This window comes from Anaerolineae bacterium (assembly GCA_013178015.1).
GTDB lineage: Bacteria > Chloroflexota > Anaerolineae > DRVO01 > DRVO01 > Ch71.
The window spans coordinates 73,729-99,719 of sequence record JABLXR010000011.1 but is presented as its reverse complement, the minus strand read 5'-3'; the positions used below and the strand labels follow the sequence as shown (position 1 = coordinate 99,719).

General features: G+C 65.8%; 20 protein-coding genes. 3 read left to right on the top strand and 17 right to left on the bottom strand.

Annotated features, from left to right (window positions below; translation table 11 throughout):
• Positions 1-733 (bottom strand): MFS transporter (locus HPY83_05945; protein ID NPV07494.1); only part of this gene is annotated, 733 nt, incomplete at its 3' end.
• A 41-nt stretch (positions 734-774) separates the two neighbouring features.
• Positions 775-1,359, bottom strand: coding sequence for a hypothetical protein (locus HPY83_05940; GenBank protein ID NPV07493.1), 585 nt, complete (start codon positions 1,357-1,359; stop codon positions 775-777).
• Between the two features lie 646 nt (positions 1,360-2,005).
• Here HPY83_05940 and HPY83_05935 point away from each other — a divergent pair.
• Together HPY83_05935 and HPY83_05930 are read left to right on the top strand one after the other, a co-directional pair.
• Positions 2,006-3,382, top strand: a complete 1,377-nt coding sequence (locus HPY83_05935) for a hypothetical protein (GenBank protein NPV07492.1) — start codon at positions 2,006-2,008, stop codon at positions 3,380-3,382.
• Positions 3,383-3,655: 273 nt separating this feature from the next.
• Positions 3,656-4,588, top strand: coding sequence for a flavodoxin family protein (locus tag HPY83_05930; GenBank protein NPV07491.1), 933 nt, complete (start codon positions 3,656-3,658; stop codon positions 4,586-4,588).
• Positions 4,589-4,724: 136 nt separating this feature from the next.
• On the opposite strand, the gene HPY83_05925 is transcribed toward HPY83_05930, so the two are convergent.
• From HPY83_05925 to HPY83_05905, 5 genes are all read right to left on the bottom strand, one after another.
• Positions 4,725-5,834, bottom strand: coding sequence for a hypothetical protein (locus HPY83_05925; GenBank protein ID NPV07490.1), 1,110 nt, complete (start codon positions 5,832-5,834; stop codon positions 4,725-4,727).
• A 310-nt stretch (positions 5,835-6,144) separates the two neighbouring features.
• Positions 6,145-7,557 (bottom strand): hypothetical protein, encoded by a 1,413-nt coding sequence (locus HPY83_05920; protein ID NPV07489.1) that lies wholly within the window; start codon positions 7,555-7,557, stop codon positions 6,145-6,147.
• Positions 7,558-7,568: 11 nt separating this feature from the next.
• Positions 7,569-8,639: a zinc-binding alcohol dehydrogenase gene (locus tag HPY83_05915; GenBank protein NPV07488.1), complete on the bottom strand. Its 1,071-nt coding sequence runs from the start codon at positions 8,637-8,639 to the stop codon at positions 7,569-7,571.
• 19 nt (positions 8,640-8,658) lie between these two features.
• On the bottom strand, positions 8,659-9,630 hold the full coding sequence (locus HPY83_05910) for a Gfo/Idh/MocA family oxidoreductase (protein ID NPV07487.1): 972 nt from the start codon (positions 9,628-9,630) through the stop codon (positions 8,659-8,661).
• 120 nt (positions 9,631-9,750) lie between these two features.
• Positions 9,751-11,100, bottom strand: coding sequence for an extracellular solute-binding protein (locus tag HPY83_05905; GenBank protein ID NPV07486.1), 1,350 nt, complete (start codon positions 11,098-11,100; stop codon positions 9,751-9,753).
• A 272-nt stretch (positions 11,101-11,372) separates the two neighbouring features.
• On the opposite strand from HPY83_05905, the gene HPY83_05900 reads away from it, so the two are divergent.
• Positions 11,373-11,777 (top strand): hypothetical protein, encoded by a 405-nt coding sequence (locus HPY83_05900; GenBank protein NPV07485.1) that lies wholly within the window; start codon positions 11,373-11,375, stop codon positions 11,775-11,777.
• On the opposite strand, the gene HPY83_05895 is transcribed toward HPY83_05900, so the two are convergent.
• From HPY83_05895 to HPY83_05850, 10 genes are all read right to left on the bottom strand, one after another.
• Positions 11,719-13,194, bottom strand: a complete 1,476-nt coding sequence (locus HPY83_05895; protein ID NPV07484.1) for a sulfatase-like hydrolase/transferase — start codon at positions 13,192-13,194, stop codon at positions 11,719-11,721. The genes HPY83_05900 and HPY83_05895 overlap by 59 nt on opposite strands.
• Positions 13,195-13,506: 312 nt before the next feature.
• The gene (locus HPY83_05890) at positions 13,507-15,456 is read right to left on the bottom strand and encodes a DUF4838 domain-containing protein (GenBank protein NPV07483.1); all 1,950 of its coding nucleotides are present in this window, start codon (positions 15,454-15,456) and stop codon (positions 13,507-13,509) included.
• A 97-nt stretch (positions 15,457-15,553) separates the two neighbouring features.
• Positions 15,554-16,786, bottom strand: a complete 1,233-nt coding sequence (locus tag HPY83_05885) for a DegT/DnrJ/EryC1/StrS family aminotransferase (protein ID NPV07482.1) — start codon at positions 16,784-16,786, stop codon at positions 15,554-15,556.
• 407 nt (positions 16,787-17,193) lie between these two features.
• Positions 17,194-18,780, bottom strand: coding sequence for an amidohydrolase family protein (locus HPY83_05880; GenBank protein ID NPV07481.1), 1,587 nt, complete (start codon positions 18,778-18,780; stop codon positions 17,194-17,196).
• Positions 18,781-18,869: 89 nt separating this feature from the next.
• On the bottom strand, positions 18,870-20,147 hold the full coding sequence (locus HPY83_05875; GenBank protein ID NPV07480.1) for a DegT/DnrJ/EryC1/StrS family aminotransferase: 1,278 nt from the start codon (positions 20,145-20,147) through the stop codon (positions 18,870-18,872).
• A 174-nt stretch (positions 20,148-20,321) separates the two neighbouring features.
• Positions 20,322-21,596 carry a hypothetical protein gene (locus HPY83_05870; GenBank protein NPV07479.1) on the bottom strand — a complete coding sequence of 425 codons (1,275 nt, stop codon included), beginning with the start codon at positions 21,594-21,596 and terminating at the stop codon, positions 20,322-20,324.
• 31 nt (positions 21,597-21,627) lie between these two features.
• Positions 21,628-22,515 carry a carbohydrate ABC transporter permease gene (locus HPY83_05865; GenBank protein NPV07478.1) on the bottom strand — a complete coding sequence of 296 codons (888 nt, stop codon included), beginning with the start codon at positions 22,513-22,515 and terminating at the stop codon, positions 21,628-21,630.
• Positions 22,516-22,530: 15 nt separating this feature from the next.
• Positions 22,531-23,463, bottom strand: a complete 933-nt coding sequence (locus HPY83_05860) for a sugar ABC transporter permease (protein NPV07477.1) — start codon at positions 23,461-23,463, stop codon at positions 22,531-22,533.
• A 78-nt stretch (positions 23,464-23,541) separates the two neighbouring features.
• Entirely contained in the window at positions 23,542-24,915 is a 1,374-nt protein-coding gene (locus HPY83_05855) for a sugar ABC transporter substrate-binding protein (GenBank protein NPV07476.1), read from the bottom strand.
• Between the two features lie 103 nt (positions 24,916-25,018).
• Positions 25,019-25,819 (bottom strand): hypothetical protein, encoded by an 801-nt coding sequence (locus tag HPY83_05850; GenBank protein ID NPV07475.1) that lies wholly within the window; start codon positions 25,817-25,819, stop codon positions 25,019-25,021.
• Positions 25,820-25,991: the final 172 nt, after the last annotated feature.

Below are 25,991 nucleotides of genomic sequence, written 5' to 3'. Positions count from 1 at the left end.
CCGCCGTACCCCAGTAGGCGGTGGGCACGAAGCGCAGGGCTCCCAGTAGGAGCACCGGAGGGCGTCTTATGATGGTCCCGTAGCCGGACAGGCTCTGGGCCGAGTTGAGGCCGTGGGCCTGGCCTCGGGTGTCGGGCATGAAGAGGACGCCTGCCAGGAACACCATCGTGCCCAGCGCCGCCCCGGCCAGCCCCAGGACGCGGAAGCCGTGCCCCTCGAGGATCAGCCCGGAGAGGGAGTTGCCGGCGGCCCCGCCGAGGGTGGGACCGGTGAAGATGAGGGCCGCCGCCAGCCCCAGGTAGTGGGGCGGGACAGTGGCCAGGGTGTATGAATCGGCCCCCAGGTAGTAGGCACCGCCGGCGAACCCGGCGTAGACACTCAGCCCCAACAGAGCCACTGGCGAGCCGGTCAGGAACACCAGGCTGACCACCGGCAGGCCCGACAGCCCCAGCAGCACCACGCGCCTCTGGCCCAACGCGTCGCTCAGGGCACCACTGACGAAGGCGGCCACCCCGGCGGAGAGCAGCCGCGCCGACACCAGCAGGGAGGCGAAATCCGGCGCGCGCCCCAGGACGTCCTCATTGTAGACCGGCAGGAGGCTGCGGCCGGGAGCGGCCGAAAGGTCTCCGAAGAAGAACAGGGCCAGCAGGATGGCGAACGGCCGCAGCCAAGCTGATTGCGTCTGGGCGAACTCAAGCAGTCGGCGCGCCCGCCCGCCGAGGGCGCGACTCATCACCCTATCCTGCATTGCTGGCCTGCATGTTGCCTTTGGCTCTATTGAGGCGGCTGCAACTCGTACCAGAAGTCCGCCAGGAAGCCCTGAGCATCCACCTGGAAGACCTGCTCAATGATCTCGGGCTCGCCCTCGGTACAACGCCAGGAGTAGACGGTAGCCCGCCCGGTCACGGCGGCGGGGATGAACTCCGAGTCTGGTTCCTCTTGGCAGTACTTGATCATCGCCTCGGTGGGAGTCCGGCTGGTGTCGGCCTTCTCCTGGCAGGGCAAGTTCGCCCCTACGGTGCAGGCGTAGACCATGCCGTCCATGCAGCGCCACAATGAATTCTGGGCGATGGGTGGGGGTGGAGTCCCCGTCAACCCCAGCGCGGACTGGAGGCCTTGGGCCACGGAATCTGGGACCTCAGGACCGGTGTAGCGCTCATCTGGTGCGTCAATGGTACCCACCGCGGCGCAATACTCGAACGGATCGGTGAAGGTAACCTCGGCGGCTGCGGTGGGCTGCCCTGTGTGTAGGGTAGCGCTGGCTTCACCCGCCGCCGGGGCGGGCGTCGCCGCGCACGCCGACAGGGCCAGTGCCGCTACCAGTGCGGCAAGTGTCAGTAGGCAACGGTGGTTCCTCATATTGACCTTCCTCGGGCGGACCGCTCTTGCATGGCCCATGCTCATGACTGACGGCTAGCTCCGTCCACAGACGGACCTGCGCGCAGAGAAGCTACCGCCTGAACGGTTCCCCGTCAACCGGGCGGCGAGCGATCGCGTCTCAGGCTTCCGTCCGCACGAACCACTGAGCAGAGAGCGTGCCCGCGCACTCCCCAGTCCCCTACGCTGAAGGCGCCGTCCTCGCATCATGCTTCCTCCCCGTCATGCAATACCTTTCCGCATGACGCTTGAGGAAGCGAGCTGTCTCTAGACAGACGTCGCCCTCATCGTGGGCAATGTGGCAGGATCGGAATCCTGAGCTGTGGTATGCTGGGGCCTGGTGAGGCCAACCACAAGAAGAGAAGAGCTGGCTAGTGGAGCACCATACCTGATCTGTAGGATAGGAGGTGGCTTCAGACAGTATCAACATTAGCCTGGCCGAGCCGGGCTGGGCTGCTCTTCGCGGCCGCTGGGGGCACAGTGGCCCGCGATCTACCGGTGGGGTGAGACACGCTGGAGTCACTCCCGTGCGAGACGAACAGGCGCATCTGGAACGGCGACCGTCACGCCCGGGGCGACGAGGTTGGCGACGACCTTCTGCCCTACGCGGCTGCTGCCGGAGGATCATATGTACGTGACTCTGCTGTTCGACGTCGAGGACCTGGTGGATCCGCGCAGCGACGACGTTGTCCTCCGGGTCGCCGACATCTTCACTCAGGAGGACGCTCCTGGCACGATGATGATCGTGGGAGAGAAGGCACGCCTATGGGAGCGACGAGGCCGGCGCGACCTGATCGAGGCCATGCGGCCGCACGACGTGGGCCTGCACACCAACTACCACTCTGTGCATCCCACCGTGGCCGAGTACCTGGAGGGCAAGGGTTGGGAGGAGGGCATCGAGGAAGTGGTGCGGCGGGAGCGCAGCGGGGTGGAGGACCTGACTCGCATCCTAGGCCGGCAGCCTTCCTGCTGGGGCCGGGCCGGCTCCACCTGGGGGCCTCAGGTCGCCCCGGCCCTGCGGCGCTTAGGAGTGCCCTCGATGATGTACTCCTACACCCACCTGGGCGATGCTCGCTACCACGTACATCGCTTCTGCGGCACCCTCTCTTACTACTGGTACTTCGGCGGGTACGACCAGGTCTTCTGCGATGACGAGGCCTATGCCCGGGCGTGGGAGGAGCTGCTGAGGCACCTGGACCGCGAGGCGACTGCGGGCGTCCCCTGGCTGGGCCTGTTCGTCTGCCACCCGGTGACCGTGCGAGCCGAGGTGTTCTGGGACTTCCTCAACTACAACCGGGGCATGAACACCCCGGAGGGCGAATGGCGAATGCCCCCCTATCGGGGGGAGGAGGAGTGGCAGAGGGCCCAGCGCAATCTGCGCCGCTTCGCCAGGGACATCCGGGGCCTGCCCGGGGTGCAGCTGAAGACGGTGAGGGAGGTGAACCAGCTGGTGGCTCCCGAGCCCACCCTGATCCAGCCCAGTGATCTCCTGGATGCGGCCCGCACGGCCGCGGAAGATGGGGAGATCCGAGCCAGTGGGAGGCTGATGTCGCCGGCCGAGGCCCTGTATCTGTGGGCCGTCTGGCTGAACTCGGGTCGCCCGGAGGGTTCCCTCCCCTTCCGGTACGTGGAAGGCCCCATCGAGGAGCCGCCCCAACTGCCCGTGCCGGCAGTAGTGAAGGCGGATCAGGTGGTGGCCGCGGCGGCAGCGGTGGTGCACTCGGTGGAGGGGAGTGGGCGACTGCCGGGCCAGGTGAGGGTGGGGCAGCTGGAGGTGGGCATCGGCACCTTGTACCGGGCTCTAGCCAGCTTACGCGTGCGGCCTTCTGCGGACCGGGTGGAGCTGCTTCCCGGGCCTCAGGTGCCGGCGGTGGGGGAGACGCTGGCGCAGGAGGTGCGCCAGGGAGTCCCCGGGTGGATGCATAAGCCGGACCTGGATGTGAGCACCCACGCCGCCTACGCCCGGCTTCAGTCCTGGACCCTCAAGCCGGTGGCGCTGCGGTAGAGCCGTCTCACCGCAGAGACCGCCGAGTACGCAGAGAGGAACGCGAAAGGGCGAGCGTGTCCGCGCTCGCCATGAGTAACGGGCCTGGCGCCGCTCATGAGCACGGTCGGGTCAGCCCGGGCGTCCTCACAGCCCCGGAGCATGGCGTACTCGCTTGGGCCGACGTTACAGGGCCTCGGCGGCAGGACCGCCGTGGCCTGGGAGGGAATCAGGCTGCCGCGAGTGGGGGTCGGGTTCTGTGTTACCGGGGACCAGCCAGGATAGGAGGGGGAAATGGCGGTGCTTCTGGCGTTACTGGGGAGCGGGCGGGCGGCCGGCTACACTGCCGGGCTTCTAGACGCTGCCGTTGAGGGCGCGGCGGAGGTGAGTGGCGTGGCGGTAGAGCGGGCCCACCTGCGCCGCTACCGGTTCGGACCTTGCACCAGTTGCTTCTCCTGCATCCGCGCCCCCGGCTCCGGCTGTGTCCTGGACGATGACATGGGCCGACGAGGGGAGGGTGAGCTCTATCGCAAGGTGCTGGGCGCGCACGCCCTTCTTCTGGTGGATGCGGTGCACCTGTGGGGCCCTACGGCCTACGCTCATCTGTTCTTCGAGCGCCTGTACCCCACGCTGTGGACGGGCGAGCTCAACGGCATGCCCTTCGCCTCCATCTCCTGCGCCGGCAACCAGGGGATGCAGCTCCTGGCGCGGGAGGAGATCTGCAAGTGGGCCCGGGGGAAGGGCATGCGCTACGTGGGCGGGCTGGCGGAGCACGCGGTGGACTACCAAGCCGCGTTGGATCGGGCTCGGGAGCTGGGAAGCAAGCTGGCCCGGGCGGCGCTGGAAGACGAGCGCGGGCGCCGACCGTTCGGGGACGAGGTGGAGCGCTTCCTGGCCTACGCCGGGGAGCCCTTCGATCTGGCTCGGGCCTACCTAGAGAACCTGACCGGCGGCACTATGGACGCCAGCCAGAGCCTGCCGCTGTTGGGCCTCAGGAACGGTGCCTTCCCGGACGGTTCCGCGGCGGCGTCGGACGCCCACAAGGCTCAGGGCCACCTGGAAGCGGCGCTGGATGCCTACAAGAGCGGGGACCAGGCTACCTGCCTCAGGCGCCTGGCGGCGGCGTCATCGGCCTGGACCAGCGCCACCTGGCACGCCCTGCTGGAGGAGCGGGTGGTGGGAGCGGTCCAGCCTAGCGCCTACAAGCCGCCGGTGGAGGAGCCCTAGCGCGACATCCGCCTCCCACGGCGAGCCAGCACGCGACCGCTCTGCCTACGAGCGCGCTCTAGAGTTGCCGCCCTCGAATGGTGACCCGGCGCGGTGAGAGGCCAATTCTCGAAGGCCACACGGAGGAGTGTGGTGATCACCGCGTGCTATCCACCAGCCTCCCGGCGGCGTCGTAGAGCTCAGCGTCGTCGCCCTTGTTGTTCCACATGTTTCTGTCGGTCCAGAACAGACCATCGGGTGGATCCGGCGTGGCCCCTTCCCCGCTATAGACCTTGACGGTCGCCCCGGCGGGCAACACGTAGCCGCGGGGGAAGCGATACGTCTGCTCTTCGTCGCCGCGCACGACGCTCTCCAGCCGCCATCCGGTCAGGTCCACCGGCTCGGCGCCCGTGTTGGTGATGGCCACGTACTCGGGCTTCCCGCCACCGGCGTACTCGGAGATGACCACAGACGCCGCTCCAGCTGCGGGCTGAGCAGCGGCAGTCGCTGCAGGCAGGGCCCACAGACCACGACGGGCCTCACGAGCCTCGTGGGCAGCGGCCTCGAGTCGCTCCTGGTGCTTGACGTCGGGCGGATAGCTCACTGCCGAAGCGTATCCCAGGCGACACAGCTCCTCGTTCACCATCACCCCGGTGCCGAGCCACACATAGCGGAGGAGCCGTCCGTGGACGTCTCGATTGCTGGTGTCGGACTCCAGGTAGACCACCTGACTCCCGACCAGCTCGGCATTGGCGTCGGCAGCAGCGCCCCCTTCGGAACCGGGGTCGGTCCCCTCGGGGGCGTCTATGCCGATGTAGCGTACCGTCTCCGGCGCGCCCGCGATGAGGACGCGGATCGTGTCGCCATCAAGTACCTCGATCACTTGTGCCGCGGTCATGCCTGCTAGAGCGTCCGGGATGGGCGTGTTGGTTGGCAGTGGCTGGGGAGCGGAAGTCATGAGGGCCGGCGTGGCAGTGGTGGCGGGTGATGCGGTAGGGCTCGGGGCACAAGCGGCGAGGGCTATGGCGACGGTAGCCAGCGCGATGGCCACGGGGAGTAGTAGGAGAGAGCACCCCCTCAGGCTGCAGCCCCGTCGGGTGCTGTAAGACCAGCCCCTGCCCCGGTAGCTGGCGCTGATCCCGGACTTGGACACATTAACCCCCAGGCGCCCACCGACGCGTATCCGGGGCGCCTGATAGCGGAAGCCTTTGCTGGTAAAGCGCAACCGCCCCCTGGTCACAGAGACGGTGCCACGACGACGTGCCATGGTTCGTCTCCTCAGTTGGTGTGGGCGGAAGTATAAAGGAGGGCAAAGCAGGTCGTCCAGTGTGTTCGGCCGCGGCCCAGACCTCGAACGCTGCTCGGGCTTCAGCGCCCAGCGGCGAGTACTCGGCCCCCGAGCGTGTCCGTCTCACGTCCACCGGCGCGGACATCCCCTCGACAGCCCCGGCCGGCGCCGATGGGGACCTAGTCGCAGGGGCACCCGCTGACCACTGAGCCGTCGTCAGGGCCGGGCGCGGCCGGGTCGGTCTGTCCTCCGCCTTGCCTGGTTGCGGCTACGTGTGTGACCTCCAGCCTTACCCCCGCTTGAACTCCTCCCGATCTATCTCCTCAATCCGATACCCCAGGCCCACCTTGCCGAAGGTCTCCGTACACACCTTGCCGTCCACTGGCCACAGAGCGTGGGGATGTAACCTGGCCTCGGGTTCGCTCCAGGCGGGCCGGAACTGCCGCGAGTTGGCCTCCACTCCCATCATGGTGTCCAGCCGGGCGGCCAGTCCCACCGAGTGGATGAGGGAGAGACCGGTGTTGGTGAGGTCCTGGACCATGTAGGGCACGTTCTGCTCTTCGGCCTTGGCGGCGCATAGTAAGGCGTGAGAGTGACACTTGCAGGTCTTGAGGGCGACGCCGGTCCAGTTGAGCTCCAAGGCCAGGTCGAAGTCCTCGACGGTCATCAGGCTCTCGTCCACGATCACCGGCTTCAGCGCGGCGATGGGCGACATGTCGAAGCGGTGCCGGTTCAGGTCGCGTTCGGTGGGCTGCTCCACGTAGAGCAGGGCATCGAAGGCGGACGGCCTGCGCTCCCGCAGCTTGCGCAGGAACTCCACCACGTACTCCGGGCTCTCCGCCTGCTCATTCATGTCGGCGGACAGGTGGAGCTCGCTGACGCCTAGTCTACTCTGGACCTCGCGGGCCACCTGCTCCACCGCCAGGGTCCGTTCCAGGTCCCACGCCAGGTCGGTGCCGCAGAGTTTCACCTTGAGGCAGATGAGGCGGTCGTGCTCGATCCAGTCGTCCAGGGAGTTGGGGAGGCCGTCCTGGGGGTCGCTGTCGTCCACCTCGCTTCGGCGCAGCTTGTCCGCCCCGCCCACCAGGTGGAAGACGGGTATCCAGGGCTTATATCCCGGCTGGAGGTACTGCTCCAGGTATCTGCCCTGGAACTGTGGCCCCAGGTAGCGACTGAGGTCGGGCATGAAGTCGGGGCCGTAACCGTGGTAGGTGTCTATGCCGTTGACCATGCCGAAGGCATCGTGGATAGCTGCATCGAGAGGCGATAGCGAGATGAGGGCGGCCAGGTAGGGCATGTCCTCGTTCAGGCCCACGGTGGCGCAGGCCTTGCTCGAAAGAGAAGCCAGCTCGCCCTCCAGGTCGCCGAAGACGTCCAGCGGATGCCCAGACGGGTTGGTGTCGGTGGCCAGGCGGCAGAACTCCCGCATCAGTTGCACCATGGCGTCGGAGCGCATCTGATCGGTGGCCTGGCTGACGGGCCAGCTCCACTGCACGCCGATGGGGATAGCGCCCCAGCCATAGGCAGAGCGCCCGGCGCCGTTCTCCACCCGCACCCGCACATGGGGGATGAAGCCGCGCTGAGGTCTCGACGGCCTGTCCGAGCTACGGGTGGCGGCCCCGAACTTGAGCGTGGCTCGCGCCGGCGGCATCTCCACCAGGAACAGCTCGGCCTCTCTGACGCTAACGTCGGTCTTCCTCATGGCAGGCTCCTCTACTCGTCGGCGCCGTATTCCAGCACGACGCCCAATGCCTGATCCGGACGGTCAATGAGCAGGTCGGCCGCTTCCCTCGCCTGGTCCACCGGGAAGCGGTGGGTCAGCAGCGGCTCCACCCTCAGCCTACCGGTGGCCTGCAGGTGCAGTAGAGCCTCCAGGTTGTTCTGGGCGTCCCAGCGGACGAAGCGACGGGGGTAGTGCAAGCCCTGGGCGTACCAATCGCCCTCTCGACTGCCCGGGCCCCGGCCGTACACCCAGCGTAGGTCTATCTCCTTGATGTGGGGGCTGGCATCGGGCGGGGCGTCGGAGAAGTCCACGTTCACGGCGCCTCCGATCATGAGCACCACTCCGCTGTAGCGCACCGTCCTCACGGCCAGGTGGTTCACCGCCTTGTTGCGCCCGCCCACGCAGACGGCCACGTAGTCGGCCCCCAGCCCGCCCGTGAGAGCGGCCACCTCTGCCGCCAGGTCGCCTGTGTTGGCGTCTACCACCAGCTCGGCACCCAGGGCGGCGGCTTTCTGCCGCCGCAGGGGGTACAGGTCGGTGCCAATCGCTCGTCCGCCGCAGGAGTAGACGAGCTGGGTCAGGATCTGGCCCAGGACTCCCAGCCCGATCACCGCCATAGTCTCGCCGGGCCCCAGCCCGGCTCGGCGGATGCAGTGGAGAGCGGTGAGACCCACGTTGCAGGTGGCGGCCTCCGCCGGCGTGACGCCTTCCGGCACCCGGGCCATAGCATTCTTGGGGACGTAGCCGTACTCGGCGTGGTGCCCAAATCCAGCTCCAGCGCAGGCGACCACGTCTCCCACGGAGTACAGGTCCTTCAGGTCGTGGGACAGTTCTACAATGCGGCCGCAGGACTGGTAGGACATGGGACGTTCCTGGAGGGGTTCCTCCGGTGCCTGGCCGGCCTCGATGGCCCGCCTCATCTGGCGTACCCCGCCCAGCTCGGAACCCTCGCCGAACACGGAACAGATCGTCTGCACGATGGCTCCGCTGCCCTCGAGCCGGGGCATGGGGGCCTCTTTGACGTAGACTTGACCGCGGTTGTTGCGGAACACCTGCTTCATCAGGGTCTCCTCAATGTCCTCAACGTCCGGGCTGTCTCTCCGATGGTTCGGCCGCGCGTGCAGCCCGGGCCAGCCGGTCGAGACGATACGCGGCGGCGAAGGACGCCCCGTCGTAGCCCGGATCGTCCAGACGCAGGTCAGTCAGTGGCACGTAGTGGCCGCCGCTACGGAGCGACTCCCGGGCCGCCATGGCCGTCAGTTCCGGCTCGAGGAGGTCCCTGACCGAGAAGGGCGCTGGTGCCTCGCCGGCATAGTAGGGCAGCAGAGCCTCGAGCAGTGAGTTGTAGCCACCGGTGCCGCCCACGGTGAACTGGCTGATTGATCGGTTGCTGACGACGAGGGCGGCGCAGGGCAGGTGACGCTCGGTGCGTCCTACGGAGAGCAGCCCACGCCGGCCATCGGGCCAGCGCACCTCCACCTGCATCTGCTCGCTCGCCGTGCCAAGGGTCCGCACCCCGTGCACGCCCGGGCCCATGATAGCGACGAGGCCGGCATAGGCGTGAATGGCATAGTTGAACTCATCCACTCCGTTGGCCAGGAAGGCCACATGGGGCTCGCCTCGCTCTTCGACGTCTTGGGACAGATAGTCGCGTGCCTGGCGGGCGAAGCGGGCGGAGGATCCACCGCTGATCCGGGCGCCCTGGCGCTCCCAATCAAGCAGCGTGTACGCATCCCGGAGGTTACCTACGATGGGCTTGTCGATGAGGACGGCCTTGCCTGCCTGGACGAAGGGTTGAGCCCGCGACACATGCACGTCCCAGTTGACGCTGTGGATGATGGCTAGGTCCACGTCATCGACCATCTGCTCTGGCGAACCATGGACCCTGGGTATGGAGAAGCGCTCCGCGAACCTGGCAGCGTGGCCTTCAGGCCAGACCGTTCCTCCGTCGAAGACACCGACGAGTTGGTGTCCCAGCTCACGCAAGATGGGCACCCAGTTCTCCGGGTGCGAGGTATCGAGGTCTACGAGACCCACGCGCAGTGCTTTCATGTCTTGCTCAGCTCCTGCCTCTATGGATACGAACCTGCGCCGATGGCGCATTGCAGACAGCGACCGTGGCCCGGTTGGGCAGGCCACGGTCGCGCATGGGCTCAGGGCCACGCCGGGTGGCTAGGCGAGCGCCTCGTCAATGGCCGCCTGGAACTCGGCCTGGGCCGCCGCTAGCGCTTCCTCCACGCTCACCAGCCCCAGGGCGGAAGCTTGCCGATGAGGAGCGCAGATGACTTTGCCCTCCTGCCAGTAGTGCGTAGCGTCGCCGTTGAGCTCACCATAGGGCAGGTGCAGCTCGCTAAACTCCCTGATGGTCTCGTCAACTTCCCAATAGGGCATGGCAGAGAGCCTACCCGGAACGTTGTTGGTGACCGAGCAGTAGAATCCCTGTGGTTCCGGGCCGATAAGCCATAGCAGCCACTTCGCTACCGGATCAAGCGCCGGGCGGTTCTTGAATACACCCCAGCAAGCACCAGTAGAGAGAACGACTTGCCTCTTGTACTTAAGTGTGGGGCACAAGCCAAAATCGATCTCGGGCGCCTGGTTCCTTGTGTTCGTGGCGATCAGGGCGGTGCTAGCGTGACTCAGAATCTGCTTGCCGGTGATCCAGTAGTCGGTCGCCGCCACTCCGGATGCCTCAGCCTCGGAGCCGACTGCTCCCTCCTTGGGCACCCAGCCGTTTTGGAACATGTCCGCCTCGAACTTCCAGGTGTCGTAGGCGGCATCGGTGTCCAGCTGTACCTTGGTGAAGTCCTCGTTGAACAGGCGTCCGCCGGCCTGCCAGAGGGTGGTGATCATCTCGGTGTCCCAGGCGATAGTGCTGAGGTTGGTGAGGAAGTAGTCCTTGGTCTTGGCGGCCGCTCCATAGGCACGCATGTCATCCCAGGTGGCGGGCGGCGTATTCACGTCCAGCCCGACCTCCTCGAAGAGGCCCTTGTTGTAGAGACGCCCGTAGTAGTAGATGAAGCAGGGGAACATCAGGCGCTCCCCCTCCCAGGTGAGACCCTCGATCAGGTCGCCGGACATGTCGTCCCAGATCTCGGCTGGGATCATGTCGTCCAGGGGCATGAGCACGCCGTTGGTGCCGAAGAGAGACATGGTGTCAATGTTGACGTAGGCCATGTCGGGCGCTTCGCCGGCAGCGTAGGCGGTGAGCATCTTCTCCCGCCGGCCACCCCAGGGCAGTATTTCGATGTTGACCTCGATGTCCGGATACTCAGCGTTGAACTTCTCCAGCAAAGGATTCCAGATCTGGGCCATGTCGTCTTCGGTCATGGGGAATTCCCACATCCTGACCGTACCGCTGACCGCGGCGGCTGCCGGGGCTTTCTCCTCGGGGACGGCAGTAGCCTCGGGCACAGTAACGGCGGCGGGGGTGGCTCCGGCGCAGGCGGCCAGGACGGTGGCCCCGGTCATCAGGGCGCCAGTCTGCAAGAGAGATCGTCGGCTCCACAACTTGCTGGTGCGCATCTCCTTCCTCCTCGAACGTAGACGGAATGACCCAAGTCTGCAAGCTACCACGAACGGTTGGGAAGCGGGTCAGGCATATTGTAGCGTATTGGCCAGCTGCGTCAATGCCCGATGACAGGCCAGTATTGTAGGGACGAGCCCTGGTGCGAGAATCCCGGAGCGAGACTCCGCCGCACCGGCTCTGCAGCCGGCTGGCACAGCGAGACGCTGGCATCGCGGCGGGCTCGTCCCTCCCGAGGGGTTCCCCTGGCCCCCTAGATACCATCTTCAGTGTGAGCGCGGCGGAGGGGTGGGAGGAGCCATGGCACACGCCGCCCTGGCCAGCCTACCAGGGAATGCCCTTCTCCTTACTGGTCGAGCGCGACGAGGAGCTGTGGCTGGTTGGCGTAGGAACGGGCTGGGAGCGGCGTCTGCTGGCGCTACCCCAGGAGTACTACTGGACCCTGGAAGAGGTGGCTGTGTCGCCGGATGGGACGCGGCTGGCCTACTCCGTCCCCAACCGGTTCGGGCCTACCCTGTGGAGCGGGCAGGTCGGCGTCTTGGATCTGGACACCGGGGCCGACGGTAGGCCGGAGTGGGTCTCCCAGACCGGGTGGGTGACGAACCTGTCAGGCCATGTCAGTCGGAATACCCCGGGATGTACTGGTAAGGTACGGCCCAGGCCGCGTTCTGGATGAGCAGGCCCTCGTCGGGGTCTTCGGGCAGCCGGGGCTGGGGGTAATCCCTCCAGCTCCCGCCCTCCAGCGGCTCCTTGTACCCATCCTCTCGCAGACGACCTACGAGCCGCCTCCGCATCTCCTCCAGGGCCTCGTGGCAGAACACCAGGCCAGCGCGGTTGCGGGTCTCCTGCGGGTCCTGGATCCGATCGAAGAGGAAGTGACGCCGGTCGGGGACGGAGTAGAAGTACTTCCAGCGCCGGTCCAGGGCCATGTAAAGGCCCAGAGCGCGTCTTTGGTACTGGCTGTAGATGGTACGGTCGGCATAGCGCCCCGCAGCAACCTCCGCCAGGTCTACCCCATCCAAGCTAAGTCCATCAGCGGTTAGGCCGGCGGCCTCCAAGAGAGTGGGGAAGACGTCCACCAGGCTCACCGGTGTGTCACAGCACCGGCCCGGGGAGAACCGGGCCCGATAGCGGGCGACCAGGGGCACTCTGGCGGCGGCATCGAGCATGCTGCGCTTGCCGAAGCAGCCATAGTCGCCCAGGAACTCGCCATGATCGGAGGCGAACAGGATGATGGTGTCGTTCAGGCGATCCGTCTCCTCCAGGGTGGCGATGATCCGGCCCACCTGGTGGTCGACGAAGGAGACGCAAGCGTAGTAGTACGCTTTCATGGTCCGCAGGAGGTTCAGGTCCCTCCCCGCGTCACGGTACTTATACCGGTTCTGGTATCTGTTGGCGTAGGTGTGCAGGCTTTCGTCGTTCAAGGTGCTCTTGGGCAGCGGCATGAGCGCTGCCCGATAGAGCTTGTTCCAGGGAGTGGGGGGCGAGAAGGGCGGGTGCGGATGTATGAAGCTGACGAAGAGGAAGAAGGGCTGGCTGGCCTCGGCGCGGCGGAGGAAGTCCACCGCCCGATCCCCCACCCATTGAGTGCCGTGCAGGTGAGCCGGCATCTGGGCCGGTTGGGGGATGTAGTACATCTCTCCCCGCTGGCCGAAGGGGTCGTAGACGTGACCAAACCCATGGGCCTGGAGGAACTGGAGGTAGTCATCGTCCTCCACCCGGGCCCGCAGTTCCTCCTGGTGCTCGCGAGAGTGGAAGCCTCGGAGGGCCTGGGAGTCGGGGGTGAAGTGCATCTTGCCGATGCCGTGGGTGCGATAGCCGGCCTCGCTCAGGACGTCCATAAGAGAGGGGCGATCGTCGGGCATGGGGTCGGAGTTGTCCACGCAGCCGGTGCGATGGGGGTACTGCCCGTAGATCAGCGAGCAGCGGGCAGAGACGCACACGGGTGAAGGAGTGTAGGCAGAGGAGAAGATCACACCCTCCCTCGCCAGGCGGTCCAGGTGCGGAGTGCGGATGACTGGGTTGCCGGACGCCCCCAGCGCGTCGGCACGTTGCTGGTCGGTGAGGAGCAAGAGCAGGTTGGGTCGGCCCACGGGTCTCACCTCCTAAGCCAAGGACGTCGAGCCCCAAGTTAGCCCCAGTAGGACTCTGCGGCAATTGGCGCGGGGGCCAGGGTGCTGGCCTCTGGCAGGTGCTCGATCTACGTTTGGTGTGATTGGCCCATTGGCTCCCCTGCGTCTGCCGAAGAGGGGACCGAGAGGACCGCGCCTGTCGTCAAGCGCACCGAGGATGGGGCCAAGAAGGGGGCTAATGACCTAACCTCGCCGTCGGAACGGGTACAGGGGGCCGGCCTCTGATCAGAGACCGGCCAGCTCCATGTGCGATGCGCCCTACCGCGGGCGGCTCTACTCTACCCGATGCGGTTCCACCGAGCACCTCAGGGCCAGCTCTGTGTCCAGGTATGGGCTGACACGAGCCTCGGTACGGCGCAGGAAGTCCGCCGCCCGATCCAGCTCCAAGTTGGACAGGGCCGGCTTGCCCGCGGCGCGCACCTGGTAGGCGCCCACCAGGTGGAGGAGGAACTGAGCGTGATGGGAGAGCAGCTCCAGGGAACGCCGGTAGACCCGGTCGGGCTCGGCCTTACGGCGGTCCGTCAGGTCCTCCAGGACCCCCCTCAGGTAGGACTCCGCCTCCACCAGCGCCGGGCCACCGCAGTGGGAGAAGGGTGGCTGGCGCCGGTGCGGATCCTCGGTGGCGAGCATCTCCTCGGTGCGGCTGAGGTAGGCGTCCGCCAGGTCAGCATGCGGGCCGAAGGCAGCTTCCAGGTAGCCGCGTCTGAGTTCCTCCCAGGCGACGTCCGGGTTCCAGAGGGCATCGGCGAGGACGGTCATGGCCAGCCCCGAGGGGTAGAAGTTGCGGAAGGACTGGCAGCTGATGATCCCATCCAGCCCCAGGTCCTTCAGCTTCTGCAGGTCCTGGTAGTAGATGCGGGCGATGCCGGTGTCGGTGAGTTGCTGCCAGTTGGCCCACATGAGGTGGTAGTCGAAGTCGAAGCTGTCGCCCTGGAACGCCTTCCGCCAGTCGGCCAGGCGCTGGATGAAGTAGGCGTTGTTCCGGGAGGCCGAGAACTGGTTCAGAGGCGGCCGGGTCCATTCCTGGCCGTCGTCGCAGTCGGGATCGGGGAGAGCGTGGCCGTAGCAGCGGCTGATGGGGGCGAACATCATGATGGCGTTGCCCCGGCTCTCGTCTATCTCCACCTGCTCCGGTGGCCAGAGGAGCTCGAAGTAGCAGAGGAAGACGAACCGGGTATCGGGGGCCCGCTCGGCCAGCTTCTCCGACAGGGCGTTGATGATCCGGGCGTACCAGTCGGAGATGGTGAGGGGACGGCAGTTCTCGCACTCGCACTTGTTGTTGGGGGCGTCGGAGAGCCACACGTGCACCACGTCTAGCTCGGGGTGCTCCTCGGCGTACCGCACTACATTGTCCACGAAGCGGTCGAGGGCAGGTTGGTGGCTGTAGCAGAGTTCGGTGTTGATGGGGATGCCCTGGAAGAGCTTGCGTTCACCGTTCACTTCGGCCAGGAAGCGCCGGTACTGCTCGGGCACTTCGGCGTCGTCGGCCTTGACCCACCCGGAGCGAGGCATGTCGAAGGCGGCGCTGGTCCAGCTGTGGCCTACCCGGTGGAAGACGAGGCCGCGGCGCTTCATGGCGGCGATCACTCTCTCGTCCAGGGTCAGGGCCTGCGCTTCGCTGATGGGGTGACCGCGATACAGGGGGTTGTAGGAATGTTCGTACCAACGGTTGTAGAAGTACTGGCTAGAGAAGAACTGGAGGAAGATAGTGTTCATGCGCTTCTTGGCCGCCCAGTCTACCATGCCCAGGGCGTGCTTCACCGAGGGCGCGCCCTCGATGCACAGGCCCCGATGGCGGTAGCGGGGCTCCTCGACCAGCGGCTCCTCGGGTAGGTCGATCTCCTCCCGCTCAGGTACGACCTCCCCGCTGCGTCCGGGCCGGACGTAGCGCACCCCCTGCCTCTCCAGGAAGGCATACACGCCGAACAGGACGCTGCGGGCATTGCGACCGACGATGAAAAGGCCACCGTCCTGGGCCCACACGGCGAAGCCGTCGTCCCAAGGGGCCGGCGCCATCGGACCGGTGGGGGGCTCGGGCATGGTGTTGCACACTCCCAACCAGGCGGTCCCGGCAGCCGGCCCGACCTCTCTGGTCGGCCCTACGTCCCACTCGTCGCCGGTCATTCTCTCCACGTATCGCGCAAGCTGCCGAGCAGCATGGGACAGGGTCCGATCGTCCTCGCCCGAGCCCGATCGCATCCACCGTACCTGAGTCACACTCATAGTCAGTCTCCTTATCAGGTTACAGGTTCCAGGGGACAGGTTACAGGGCAATGAGCGGCCGCTCTATCCCTATTCCCTGTAACCTATTCCCTGTAACCTATTCCCTGTAACCTGCTCTCCGTATCTTCTCGATGGCGGTGGCAATGTCCTCCATGTCCTTCTCCGTGCCCAGGAGCAGGTTCTGGGTGAGCCAGCAGCTCTCCTGAGCGCAGACGCGCTCGGTCACCGGGCACCGCTCGATGTTGGTCTCCAGCGAGGCCACCGGCACCCCGGTCAGCTCCCCCAGAGTGCGGGAAGCGTTGATAATGGCGTTCATGTGATAGAGGGGATTGTAGCCGGCCGAAGCGGGCACTCCCTCGGCGACCAAAGCCCGCAGGAACTCGGCCCGGGGGCGGCCACCAAACTCGGAGGCGTCGTACCGGAAGATGAACAGGTGGTAGGCGTGATGGGTAACGCGCTCGTCCCGCTTGGTGGGCCGAATTCCCGGAATTCGCTCTAGCATATCGGAGAGGAGGGCAGCGTTTCTCTCCCTCACTGCCAACTGCTCTTCGGCCCGGGTCATCTGCGCCAGCAGGATGACGGCCTGCCAGGTGCTCATCCGGGCGTTGCCTCCCAGCACCTCGTGCTGGTACCAGGCGCCCTGGCGCACCCGCCCCACGTTGCGATAGGACCAGACCTGGTCCATGAGCCGCTCGTCGTTGCCCAGGATGGCCCCCCCTTCGCCGGCGGTGATGTTCTTGCTGGACTGGAAGGAGAAGGTGCCCAAGTCGCCGATGGCACCCACGCGCCGGCCTTTCCAGGCGGCCAGGTGGGCCTGGGCGCAGTCCTCGATGACGGTGAGGTTCGCCTCTCGGGCTAGGTCCAGGACGGCATCCATGTCCGCCGGGCCGCCGCCGATGTGGACGGGGATGATGGCCTTGGTGCGCTCGGTGACGAGAGTCCGGGCGCTCCGGGCATCTATCTGGTAGGTGTCCGGCTCGATGTCGGCGAAGACGGGGATGGCCCCGACGGTGAGGACGGCGGAGGCGGTGGCCACGAAGGTGTAGGGGGTGACGATGACCTCATCGCCGTAGGTGACGCCAGCGCCGCGCAGGGCGACCTCGATGGCGACGGTGCCGTTGGCCACGGAGATGCATTGCTTGGCGTCCTGCATGGCGGCGAACTTCTCTTCGAACTCGGCGATGATCTCGCTGCCGATGCCCCACTTGCCGCTGCGTAGGGCGCGCAGCAGGGCCTGCTCTTCCGCCTCATCCCACACGGGCCAAGTGGGGAAGGAGTCCTGTCGTACGGGCGTGCCGCCGTCGAGTGCCAGACGCTCTTGACTAGCCATAGAGGAAGCCTCCTGATGGTTGATGCTTTGCTCTGGACGCCCCGGGACGGCCGTGGTGTGTGCGGCACGATAGCCCCCGCCCAGTCGCCCTCGGAACTCCAGGGGCCATGGTGAGGTTGACTCCCACATCCGCCTGGACACTATACCAGGGGAATCCCGCTTGTGGTAGTGTGACATCTCACGGCGGAGATCGCCGAGACCGCGGAGAAGGAGCAGGGAAAGGAAGGAGCGCATTCAGGCCGCCCCCTCTACGTTGTCTCCGCGAGCTTCGCGTGAGATCTCTCTGACCTCATGCGTGGAGCGGGGCGAGCGGGGCCGGCTGCCCCTCTCTAGCCGGCAGGTCTGTCCCCTGCGGGCGCAGCGGTCGGGCGCGTCTGTACCGGGGGCAGGCACGGTTCTGCGGCATCCTACGGGCTCACGCCCCTCTCCCGCAGCAGCCGGGCGAAGTTGCCTCCCAGGATGAGGCGCTTGGCCTCGATGGGCACCCTGGCGTAGAGGATTGGCCCCAGGCCCCAGCCAATAGGATTCCACGACAGGTCCGAGCCAAACAGCAGGCGCTCTGGTCCCACGTCCTCCACCCATTGCGCCGTGGACTCGTACCCGAGCAGCGGGCAGGTCCCTACGTAGAGGTTGTCCACCTGGGACACGACCGGACGGGCTTCGGGTGCTGTGTGCCCGGTCATGAAGGTGGCGTCGGGGTAGCGGCGGCACAGATAAAGAAGGCGGTCCGTGTCTCCCCAGTGGTGGTTGAGGACGAAAGCCCGGTGCCGGTGGGCGAGGGCGCAGGCCACTTCCACCTTGTCGCCTTGGGTGTCGTAGCTGGCCAGATAAGGATGGATCTTGATGCCCAGCATCCCCATCCCCAGCCCTCGGCGGAACTCCCGCTCCATCTCGTCAACGGTGCGATTGGGATTCAGGGTGACCAGCCCCCGGAACCGGTCGGGGTAGGAGCGCATGGCCTGTGCCACCAGGTCGTTGCCGTAGACCTCGTCGCTGTTCAGGCCGGCGTTGGCGAAGATGAGGCTGCTTGCCACCCCCAGCCGATCCATCTCCTGAATGAGGTCCTCAGGCGAGGCGTCGGGGATGTGTAGGCGGGAATGGCGTCCCAGGTGTCCGTGGGCGCAGAGGAAGCCTTGGCCCCGAAGAGATCCGCCGTGCCGGGCGATGGCGTGCAATTCGTCCACTGGATCAGGGAAGGTGACCTCGACCTCGGGCAGGGGAGACTTGCGACTCCAGGAGAGCAGCCGGCGCAAGTTGCCGCCGGCGATGGCGGCCAGATCCTCGGGGCAGATGTCGGAGAAGATCAACTGGCCGAGAGTCGCTCCCGGGTCGCGCTCGGGAAGGTCGGAGCCGAAGAGCAAGCGGTGCACTCCCCACTCCCGGGCTACGAACTCCACCAGGTGGTGCAGCCAGAGTGCCGACATGTCAATGTGGAGGTTGGGGCAGGCGTCCAGGGCTTGGTACACCGTGCGTAGGGTGCGCAATATGCGCGTCTCGGTCACGATCACCGGCAGGTCAGGGAAGGCCCGGCAGAGGCGGACCACGCCCGGCCAGTCGGTCTGGTCGGGAGGCGAGCCGGCCACCATGTCGCTGGGGCAGATGAAGAGCGGCACCCGTCGTTCGGCCAGGGGCCCGAGCATCTCGTCTACGCCCCAGTCGTCTAGGGTGAGACGGTACTGGCGGGGGTACAGGAAGAGAGCGCGCACCCCGCGCTCCTCCATCTCGGCTACTAGGTCAGCTGCGGGGGGCAGCTCCCGGCTGCGCGGGGGCAGCCCGGCCCAGGCCGGGTGCAGCCGCGGCTGCCCTTCGACCAGGCGCATCACCTGCTCGTTGCCGTCCACCGGGTGATACTCACGGGCCAGGCTGGAGGTCACCAGGGCCTCATGGATGCCGTAGTGATCCAGGGCCCGGAGCAGCTCCTCCGGGGCGATGGGCTCACGTCCGGTCCAGCGGTTGAAGCGACCTACACGGCAGTTGGCGTCGAAGTAGCGCACCGAGTTCCACCCCCGGGTGATACTCAGGATGGCGCTGCGGCGGGATGACGGGGCGCTCCTCCCCGGCTGCGCCGCCGCTGGCCGGCGGCCTAGAGCAGCTCCTCGGCATTAGCCTTGATCTTGGCAATGGCCTCGGCCACGTCGTCCATGTCCTGTTTCGAGCCCAGGAACATGTTCTGGCCCATCCAGATGGTCTCCTCCCGGCAGAGGCGTTCCGCCTCCGGGCAGTGGACCTGGTTGTAGTCTATCTCGCGCCCGTAGTATCCCCCTTTGACCGGGAAGCCGGAGGGCAAGGCTGTCTCCGCCTCCAAGAAGATGGGGTGCTGGTACACGGTCTTGAGATACCCCAGGCTGTTGGGGATGCCCTCGGCTGCCAGTGCCTGGCTGAACCTCTCCCGCGAGAGGCCCTTGAAGCCCTCGCCCGTGTACTGGAAAGTGAGGATGTGGTAGACATTCCGGGTGACGTACGGGTCCACCCGCAGGGGCCGCACTCCCTCGATGTCATCGAGCAGGGTGTTGAGGTAGTCGCCGTTGCGGGAGCGCCGCTGGGCTTGGTCCTCGAGCTTGGCCAGTTGGGAGAGGAGCAAGGCCCCCTCGATCTCGTTGGCCCGGTCGTTGCCGGCCAGGACGGGGAAGCGCACTTCCCAACCCTTGGGCAGCTCGGACTCCACTGAGCCGGCGCGTACGGCGCCCCGCCAGAAGTCGTGGTAGAGGATGGACCAGCCGATGAGCTCGGAGCTGTCGGTGATGATGATGCCCGCCTCGCCAGCGGCCAGGTTCTTGCCCGACATCAGGCTGAAGGCCCCGGCGTCGCCGATGGTGCCTAGCCCCTTGTCCTTCCACTTGCCCCCATGGGCATGGGAGCAGTCCTCCAGGACCAGGAGGTCGTGCTTGCGGGCCACCTCCATGATGGAGTCCATGTCGCAGGCCAGCCCGCCAAAGTGCACTGGGATAATGGCTCGGGTGCGGTCGGTGATGGCCTCCTCGATCAGGGCAGGGTTGATGTTGTAGGTGCGGGGGTCTATGTCCACGAAGATGGGGATAGCTCCGACTTGGAGCACGGCCGTGGCGGTGGCCATGAAGGTGTAAGGCGGGACGATCACCTCGTCGCCCGGGGCGATCTTCATGGCCCGCAGGGCTATCTCCAGGGCGGCCGTGCCGGAGGACACGGTGAGGCCGTACTGGGCGCCCTGGTACTGGGCGAACTTCTGCTCGAACTCGGCCACCTTGGTGCCGCCCAGGCGGCCCCAGCGGCCGCTGCGGATCACCTCGGACACGGCCTGCACGTCGCCCTCGTCCACCTCGGGCCACCTGGGCCAGGGAGCGGTTCGTACCGGGGTACCGCCGTTGATTGCCAGTCTTGCCATGTTATGCCTCCGATGTCGTAACGGAAGAAGTACCGGGAGTGCCGGGAGATGCAGCGGGGGCTGAAGCCCCCGGCTACCTAGGCCAAGCCCGCCCTTCGGCGGGCTCACTCACTAGCCGGCCGGAGGGCCGGCTTTGCAGCTCTAGCACGTGGCTTCAGCCCGTGCGGGCCGTCGCTAACCGATGAACTGAGCCAACGCCTGCCCCACCATCTCGCCCGCCTCGGGGGCCAGGGGGCCAGGATAGCCATAGTACTTGTGGGCCCACTCCACCTCGTAGCCGCCCTTGGCGTAGCTCGAGGCCGTAGGGATGTAGCCGATGTCGGCGTTGGCGTAGGCCACCACCATGGCCCGCTTGCCTCCCTGGCGAGCTCGCCGCTTCGCCTCCAGCCCGAACTCCACGAACAGCTCCCCCGGGCTGGTCACGAGTAGGATGTCGCCCAGCCGCAGGCACTCGGCTTCGACGGTGACTTCGCCCTGCAGCAAGCCCGAGCACACTCCGCCGATGGTCAGGTCGGCCCAGTAGACCATGGCCCGGTGCATCTTCGCCCTGATGGCCTCGCCTGCGGCCTCGGCCGTCGCTGCGGCGGACGCATGCTCGCGCCGGAAGCTCAGCAGCTGCCCGTACGGTGGCGGGGCCATGAGGGGCAGGGCCAGAGTGGTGGACTGCACGGCCGGCTCACCGACTTCGATGGGCGTTCCGCCACCTCGTATGAGCTCTGCTGCGGCCCGGGCCAGCTTGGCCCCAGAGCCGTCCACCGCCTCGAAGGAGTGGCGATGGGCCGGGTTGATGTCGCCACAGGGGCCCTGCACGAACATGGCCGGCGCGCCGATGAGTTCCTCGAGTTGGCGGCAGGCGGCGCCAGGGTAGTCGGCGGAGATGAGGCGGTTGTCGGCGTCCATGACCACGGCGTGGCAGGTGAAGTGCATAAGCGCGCCCTTCACCCGGCCTGTGGCGTCCTGGAACCAGACGGCGGACAGCTCTTCGTCCACGGGGCCGTTCTCCGGATCGCGCCGGTTGATGGCCACGTCGGGCACGTCCACCGAGGCGAAGTGCACGCTGACCTCAGTGAGGCCGGCCTGAGCAGCCTGCACCGCTGACACGGCCTGGGCCGGGAAGCCTTCCAGCCAGTCGAGGGCCAGGTCGCCGCAGCCCTGGAGGAAGACGCTGGCCGGGCCGGCGTGGGTGTGGGTGGCGGCCAGGATGATGCGCTCGGGGGCGATGCCGGCGGCCTGGGCGATGGCGTCTTTGACTTGGCGGGTGTACTCGATGCCGAAGCCGAGGGTGTCGGCCACGATGAGGGCGGCCTGGTCCACGCCCTGGCCCAGGACGAGGGCTCGGCAGAAGAGGGGGTCGTGCACGCCCTCGGCGGGCCCGAGCCGGGCCAGGTAGCCGGTGAGGGTGGTGCCTGCGGGTGGGGTGATGTCGGTCTTGGCGAAGCCAGCGAGCATGGGACGGGCTCCAGAAAGGGATGGGGCTAGTCTACCCCTTGATGCCGCTCATGACCACGCCCTGGACGAAGTACTTCTGGGCGAAGATGTATAGGGCGATGATGGGGACGACGCTGAGGGTGGCTCCGGCCATGAGAAGGGCCCAGTTGGTGGTGTATTGCCCTCGGAAGAAAGCAAGTCCGACCGGCAGGGTCAGTTTCCTGTAGGTAGTAAGATACACAACCGGCTCTAGCAAGCTGTTCCAACTGCCCATGAAGGTGAACACGGCTAAGGTGGCTAAAGCCGGCTTGGCCAGCGGCATCATGATGTTCCAGTAGATGCGGAAGCGGGTGCAGCCGTCCACGATGGCGGCGTCTTCCAGTTCCATGGGAATGGTCATGAAGAACTGGCGCAGCAGGAACGTACCGAAGGCGGAGCCGAAAAAGCTGGGGATCACCAGAGGCAGGTGTGTATCCAGCCACCCGAAGGATCGGAAGAGGATGAACTGGGGGATGAGGGTCACCTGGCCGGGGATCATCATGCAGCCCAGCCAAGTGAGGAACATCACCTCCCGGCCCGGAAAACGGAGCCGGGCAAAGGCATACGCTGCCAGGGAGGCCGAAAGGATCTGTCCCAGGACGGTCAACACGGCGATCTTGAGGCTGTTGTAGGTGAACCAAGTGAAGGGCATGGCCTTGGTCACCTCAATGTAGTTGCTCCACAGAGGCGTCTTGGGGAGCCAGCGCGGCGGGAAAATGAAGATCTCGGGCTGAGCCTTGAGTGAGCTCAGTACCATCCAGATGAAGGGTAAGGCCATGATCAGGCTGGCCAGGATCAGGAACCCGTGCACCACCACCGGCCGGAGCACCTTGCGCAGCGTCTCCCAGGCCGAAGGTCCCTTGAGTGTCGCTCGTGGTCCGAGTTGGGCACGGGCGGTCATCGGCATGGTCCTCCTCTAGCCATAGAACACCCAGGCCTTCTGTAGGCGGAATTGGATCAGAGTCAGCACCATGATGATGAAGAAGAGGACATAGGCCAGGGCGCAGCCGAACCCCATGTGCAGCCACTGGAAGGCCTGGACGTAGATATACCAGGAGAGCGTGGTGGTGGAGTAAGCCGGCCCACCCTGAGTGAGAATGTAAGTTTGCTCGAAGACCTGCAGCGAGCCCATCACCGTGGTTACCACTACGAAGAAGATCGTGGGAGTCATGAGGGGCAGGGTAACGTGCAGATGACGGCGCCAGCGGGTAGCGCCGTCAATGGCGGCCGCTTCGCAGAGCTCGGCAGGTACCCCCTGAAGCCCGGCCAGGTAGATGACCATGGTGTAGCCGAGGCCCTTCCACACGCTCATGATAACGATGGAAATCATGGCGGTCCTGGGGCTCGCCAGCCACATAGGCCCCTTGATGCCCACCAGCGCCAGGAAGTAGTTGATGGCGCCAAACTCGGGATTGTACAGCCAGAACCACACCAGGGCTACCGCCACCGTGGAGGTGACTACGGGGAGGAAGAACACACTGCGATAGATGCTTATGGCACGGGCCCGCTGGTTCATGAAGATGGCCACCAGCAGCGGCAGAATGACTCCAGGAGCCAGGTAAAGAATCGTGTACTGGAATGTGTTGCGGACCGTCCTCCAGAACAGAGGCATCTGAGCCATCTGACCGTAGTTGCCCAGTCCCACCCAGGTGGGAGAGGTGAACAGGTCCCACTTGGTGAAGCCGAGGATGAAGGCGGCCAGCACCGGACCGGCGATGAAGACGAAGAAGCCGATCATAGTGGGCAGGAGGAACGGCAGCGCCGCCAGCAATTGGCTGAGCCCGCGGCGGCGGCCCTCAGCGCCAGGCGAACGAGTGAGGGCCCCGAGAGGGGCTGGCCCTGTTGCCACTAACTACCTCCAGTCGCCTAGGTAGGCATAGGGGCCCTTGGGGTCGAAGCCGACCCCAAGGGTAGTAGGTGCCGCCAATCAATCGGGCCACTCGATGCTTGCTAGCACCTGGTCGACGCCCACACAGGCCGCCTGCACCGACTCCTCAACTGAGCGCTCGCCTAGAAAGGCTAGGTCGAGTTCATTGCGCATGATCGTCGCGCGCCACTCCATCCACTGAGGTCCGTAATCTGAAGTAGAGTCAGGTGCCATGTCTAGAAGTGCCCTCAGACCACTCGGACTACCTGGGCGATCCAGAAACGCGGGCGACTCCGCTGCCTTGCGAAGGAAAGGCACGCAGCCCAGTGGCAGTTCGCCCATGCGCATCTGATTCTCCTCGGAGACCCAATACTCGACCAGCTTCCAGGCCGCTTCCTTGTTCGTGCTTGCCTTGTAAATCCCTAGGCTGTCTGGGCCGTCGCCCATCTTGCGGCTCACCTTGCCTTTGGGGATGTAGGTCACGTCCCATGCAAAGTCCGCCTCCCTCCACGTATCGCAATCCCAACTGCCCGAAACGGCCATCGCCACAACTTGAGAAGCAAAGGTGCCCTGGGCGAAGCCCTTCTTGGTTGCGGGCGAGGGCGCAACCTTGTGCGTTTGGATAGTATCGACGGACCACTGTATTGACTCGATCGCTACGGGCTCGGTTATAGTGCAGCGCCGATAGTCGTCGCTCACGACCGAGCCACCATTGGCCTTGATCATCGGGTCAAGCAGCATGTCGGTGACGAGCGGGTCCATGCCCCACTGTACCGTCTTGCCGCCCTCAACCTTGGTAAGCGTCTGTGCAGCATTGAGCATATCATCATAGGTCCAGGTGTCGTCGGGGTACGCGGCACCCACTGCATCGAAGATATCCTTGTTGTAGAAGAGCAGAGCCCCGACCCAACGGACTGGGAAGGCATAGAGGTCGCCGTGCAGCATGCTCGGGTATCGCAGACCGTTGAGATGCATCTCCATGTAGTAGTCGTCGGTATTGAGAGTAGCGTCGATGAAAGGCTGAAGGTTGAGGGCTATCCCCTGGTTGGCATGATCCCAGCCGTAAGCGATGCTTTCGCTATAGACATCAGGGAGGTCGCCCGATGCGGCGAGCGTCTGGAACTTCGTCCAATACTCGTCCCACGGTGGAGCCTCGAACTTGACCTTGATGGTCGGGTTATGGTCCATGAACGCCGGCAGAGTGATCTCGTTGATCTCCTTGGTGTTGCCAATACCGCCCTCCCAAGCCATCAGTCTCAGCGCGATCGCTTCTGCCGCCGCCGCCGGCTCGCCTGCGGCGGGAGTCTCAGCGGCGGTGCCAGTCGTCGACACCGTGCTCGTGGTGCCCGAGCAAGCCGTCATCAGGGCTGCTCCTCCCCCGATGGCCAGCATCCCACGAAGTGCCTGTCTCCGCGTCAGTCTGATAGTGCCCATCTCCGACCTCCTCCTCGCACAAGATGCGACGTCCAGTCGCGGTGTCTATCGGCGACCCTATCGGTGTCGGTGCTGCAGCCAACTCCGACTCTCCTGCAGCGCATCACAGTGACTGGCCGGCCCTGTTGAGCACGGCCATGTAGTCACGGCCACGGCTCACCAGATCTGGCGGCCGACCGTGCCGCCTTGCGCGGTAACGATATACCATCTCATACGGGGGTCCGACCCAGTACAGGCCCATCTCGAGTCGGCCGCTGAGGCCCCGCCTAGCCGCCTCCCGGATAGCCTCGCGCGCCGCGGCTGGACTGAGGTGCACGGCGGCTCCATTGTAGAGCCGGTTTTCGTCCTCTGTCAGACCGGAGGCAGACCCGCGCCTGATACCCACCTTCACGGCCGCCGTCTGGATCTCGGGTACGAGGCACGTTGCCTCGGCGCACGCGGCTGCATCCCCGGTCACCGTAACCACGGGCACGTCTAGACACGAGGCGCACATCATGAATTCGGCCAGCTCCCCGATGGCGATCCCGTTAAGGACTTGCTCCTCAATGGCAAAAGAGCCGGTGTGGCACAGGTGACCACCGTCGGTGTTGGACATGGCGTGCTGGCCGACGAACATGACAGCGTCGAAGTCACTAGTGAGGCCAAAGGGGTAGTCCAGAGGGCGGCCAGCGAGAAGCTGGGCCCGCGGGTGTATGAAACGCCAATCCAGACCGCCTACCCCGTGGCCATCCATCACCAGCACCTCCGTGGCCCCCGCCTCCAGTGCCCCCTCCACGGCTGCATTCACTTCCTGAGTGGCCAACCGGCGTGCCAGTGGCAGGTAGCATGAGCCCCTGAAGATATAGTCGTCGGCCGAGAGCACCCCTGCAGTGCCCTCAAGATCGGTCATCACATACACGCGCATACACGCATCCCCTTCTGTGCCGTGCTTAACAAGCTAACACCTAGCCCAACACGCGACCCGTGCGCACCGGCCATGCCCACCAACCGACTCCATCAGCTCAGTCCAAGAGTCTGTGCGAGCACCGCAGCCGCGGCAACCAGCATGTGCTCAGCGTAGAGTAGAAAGCCCAACG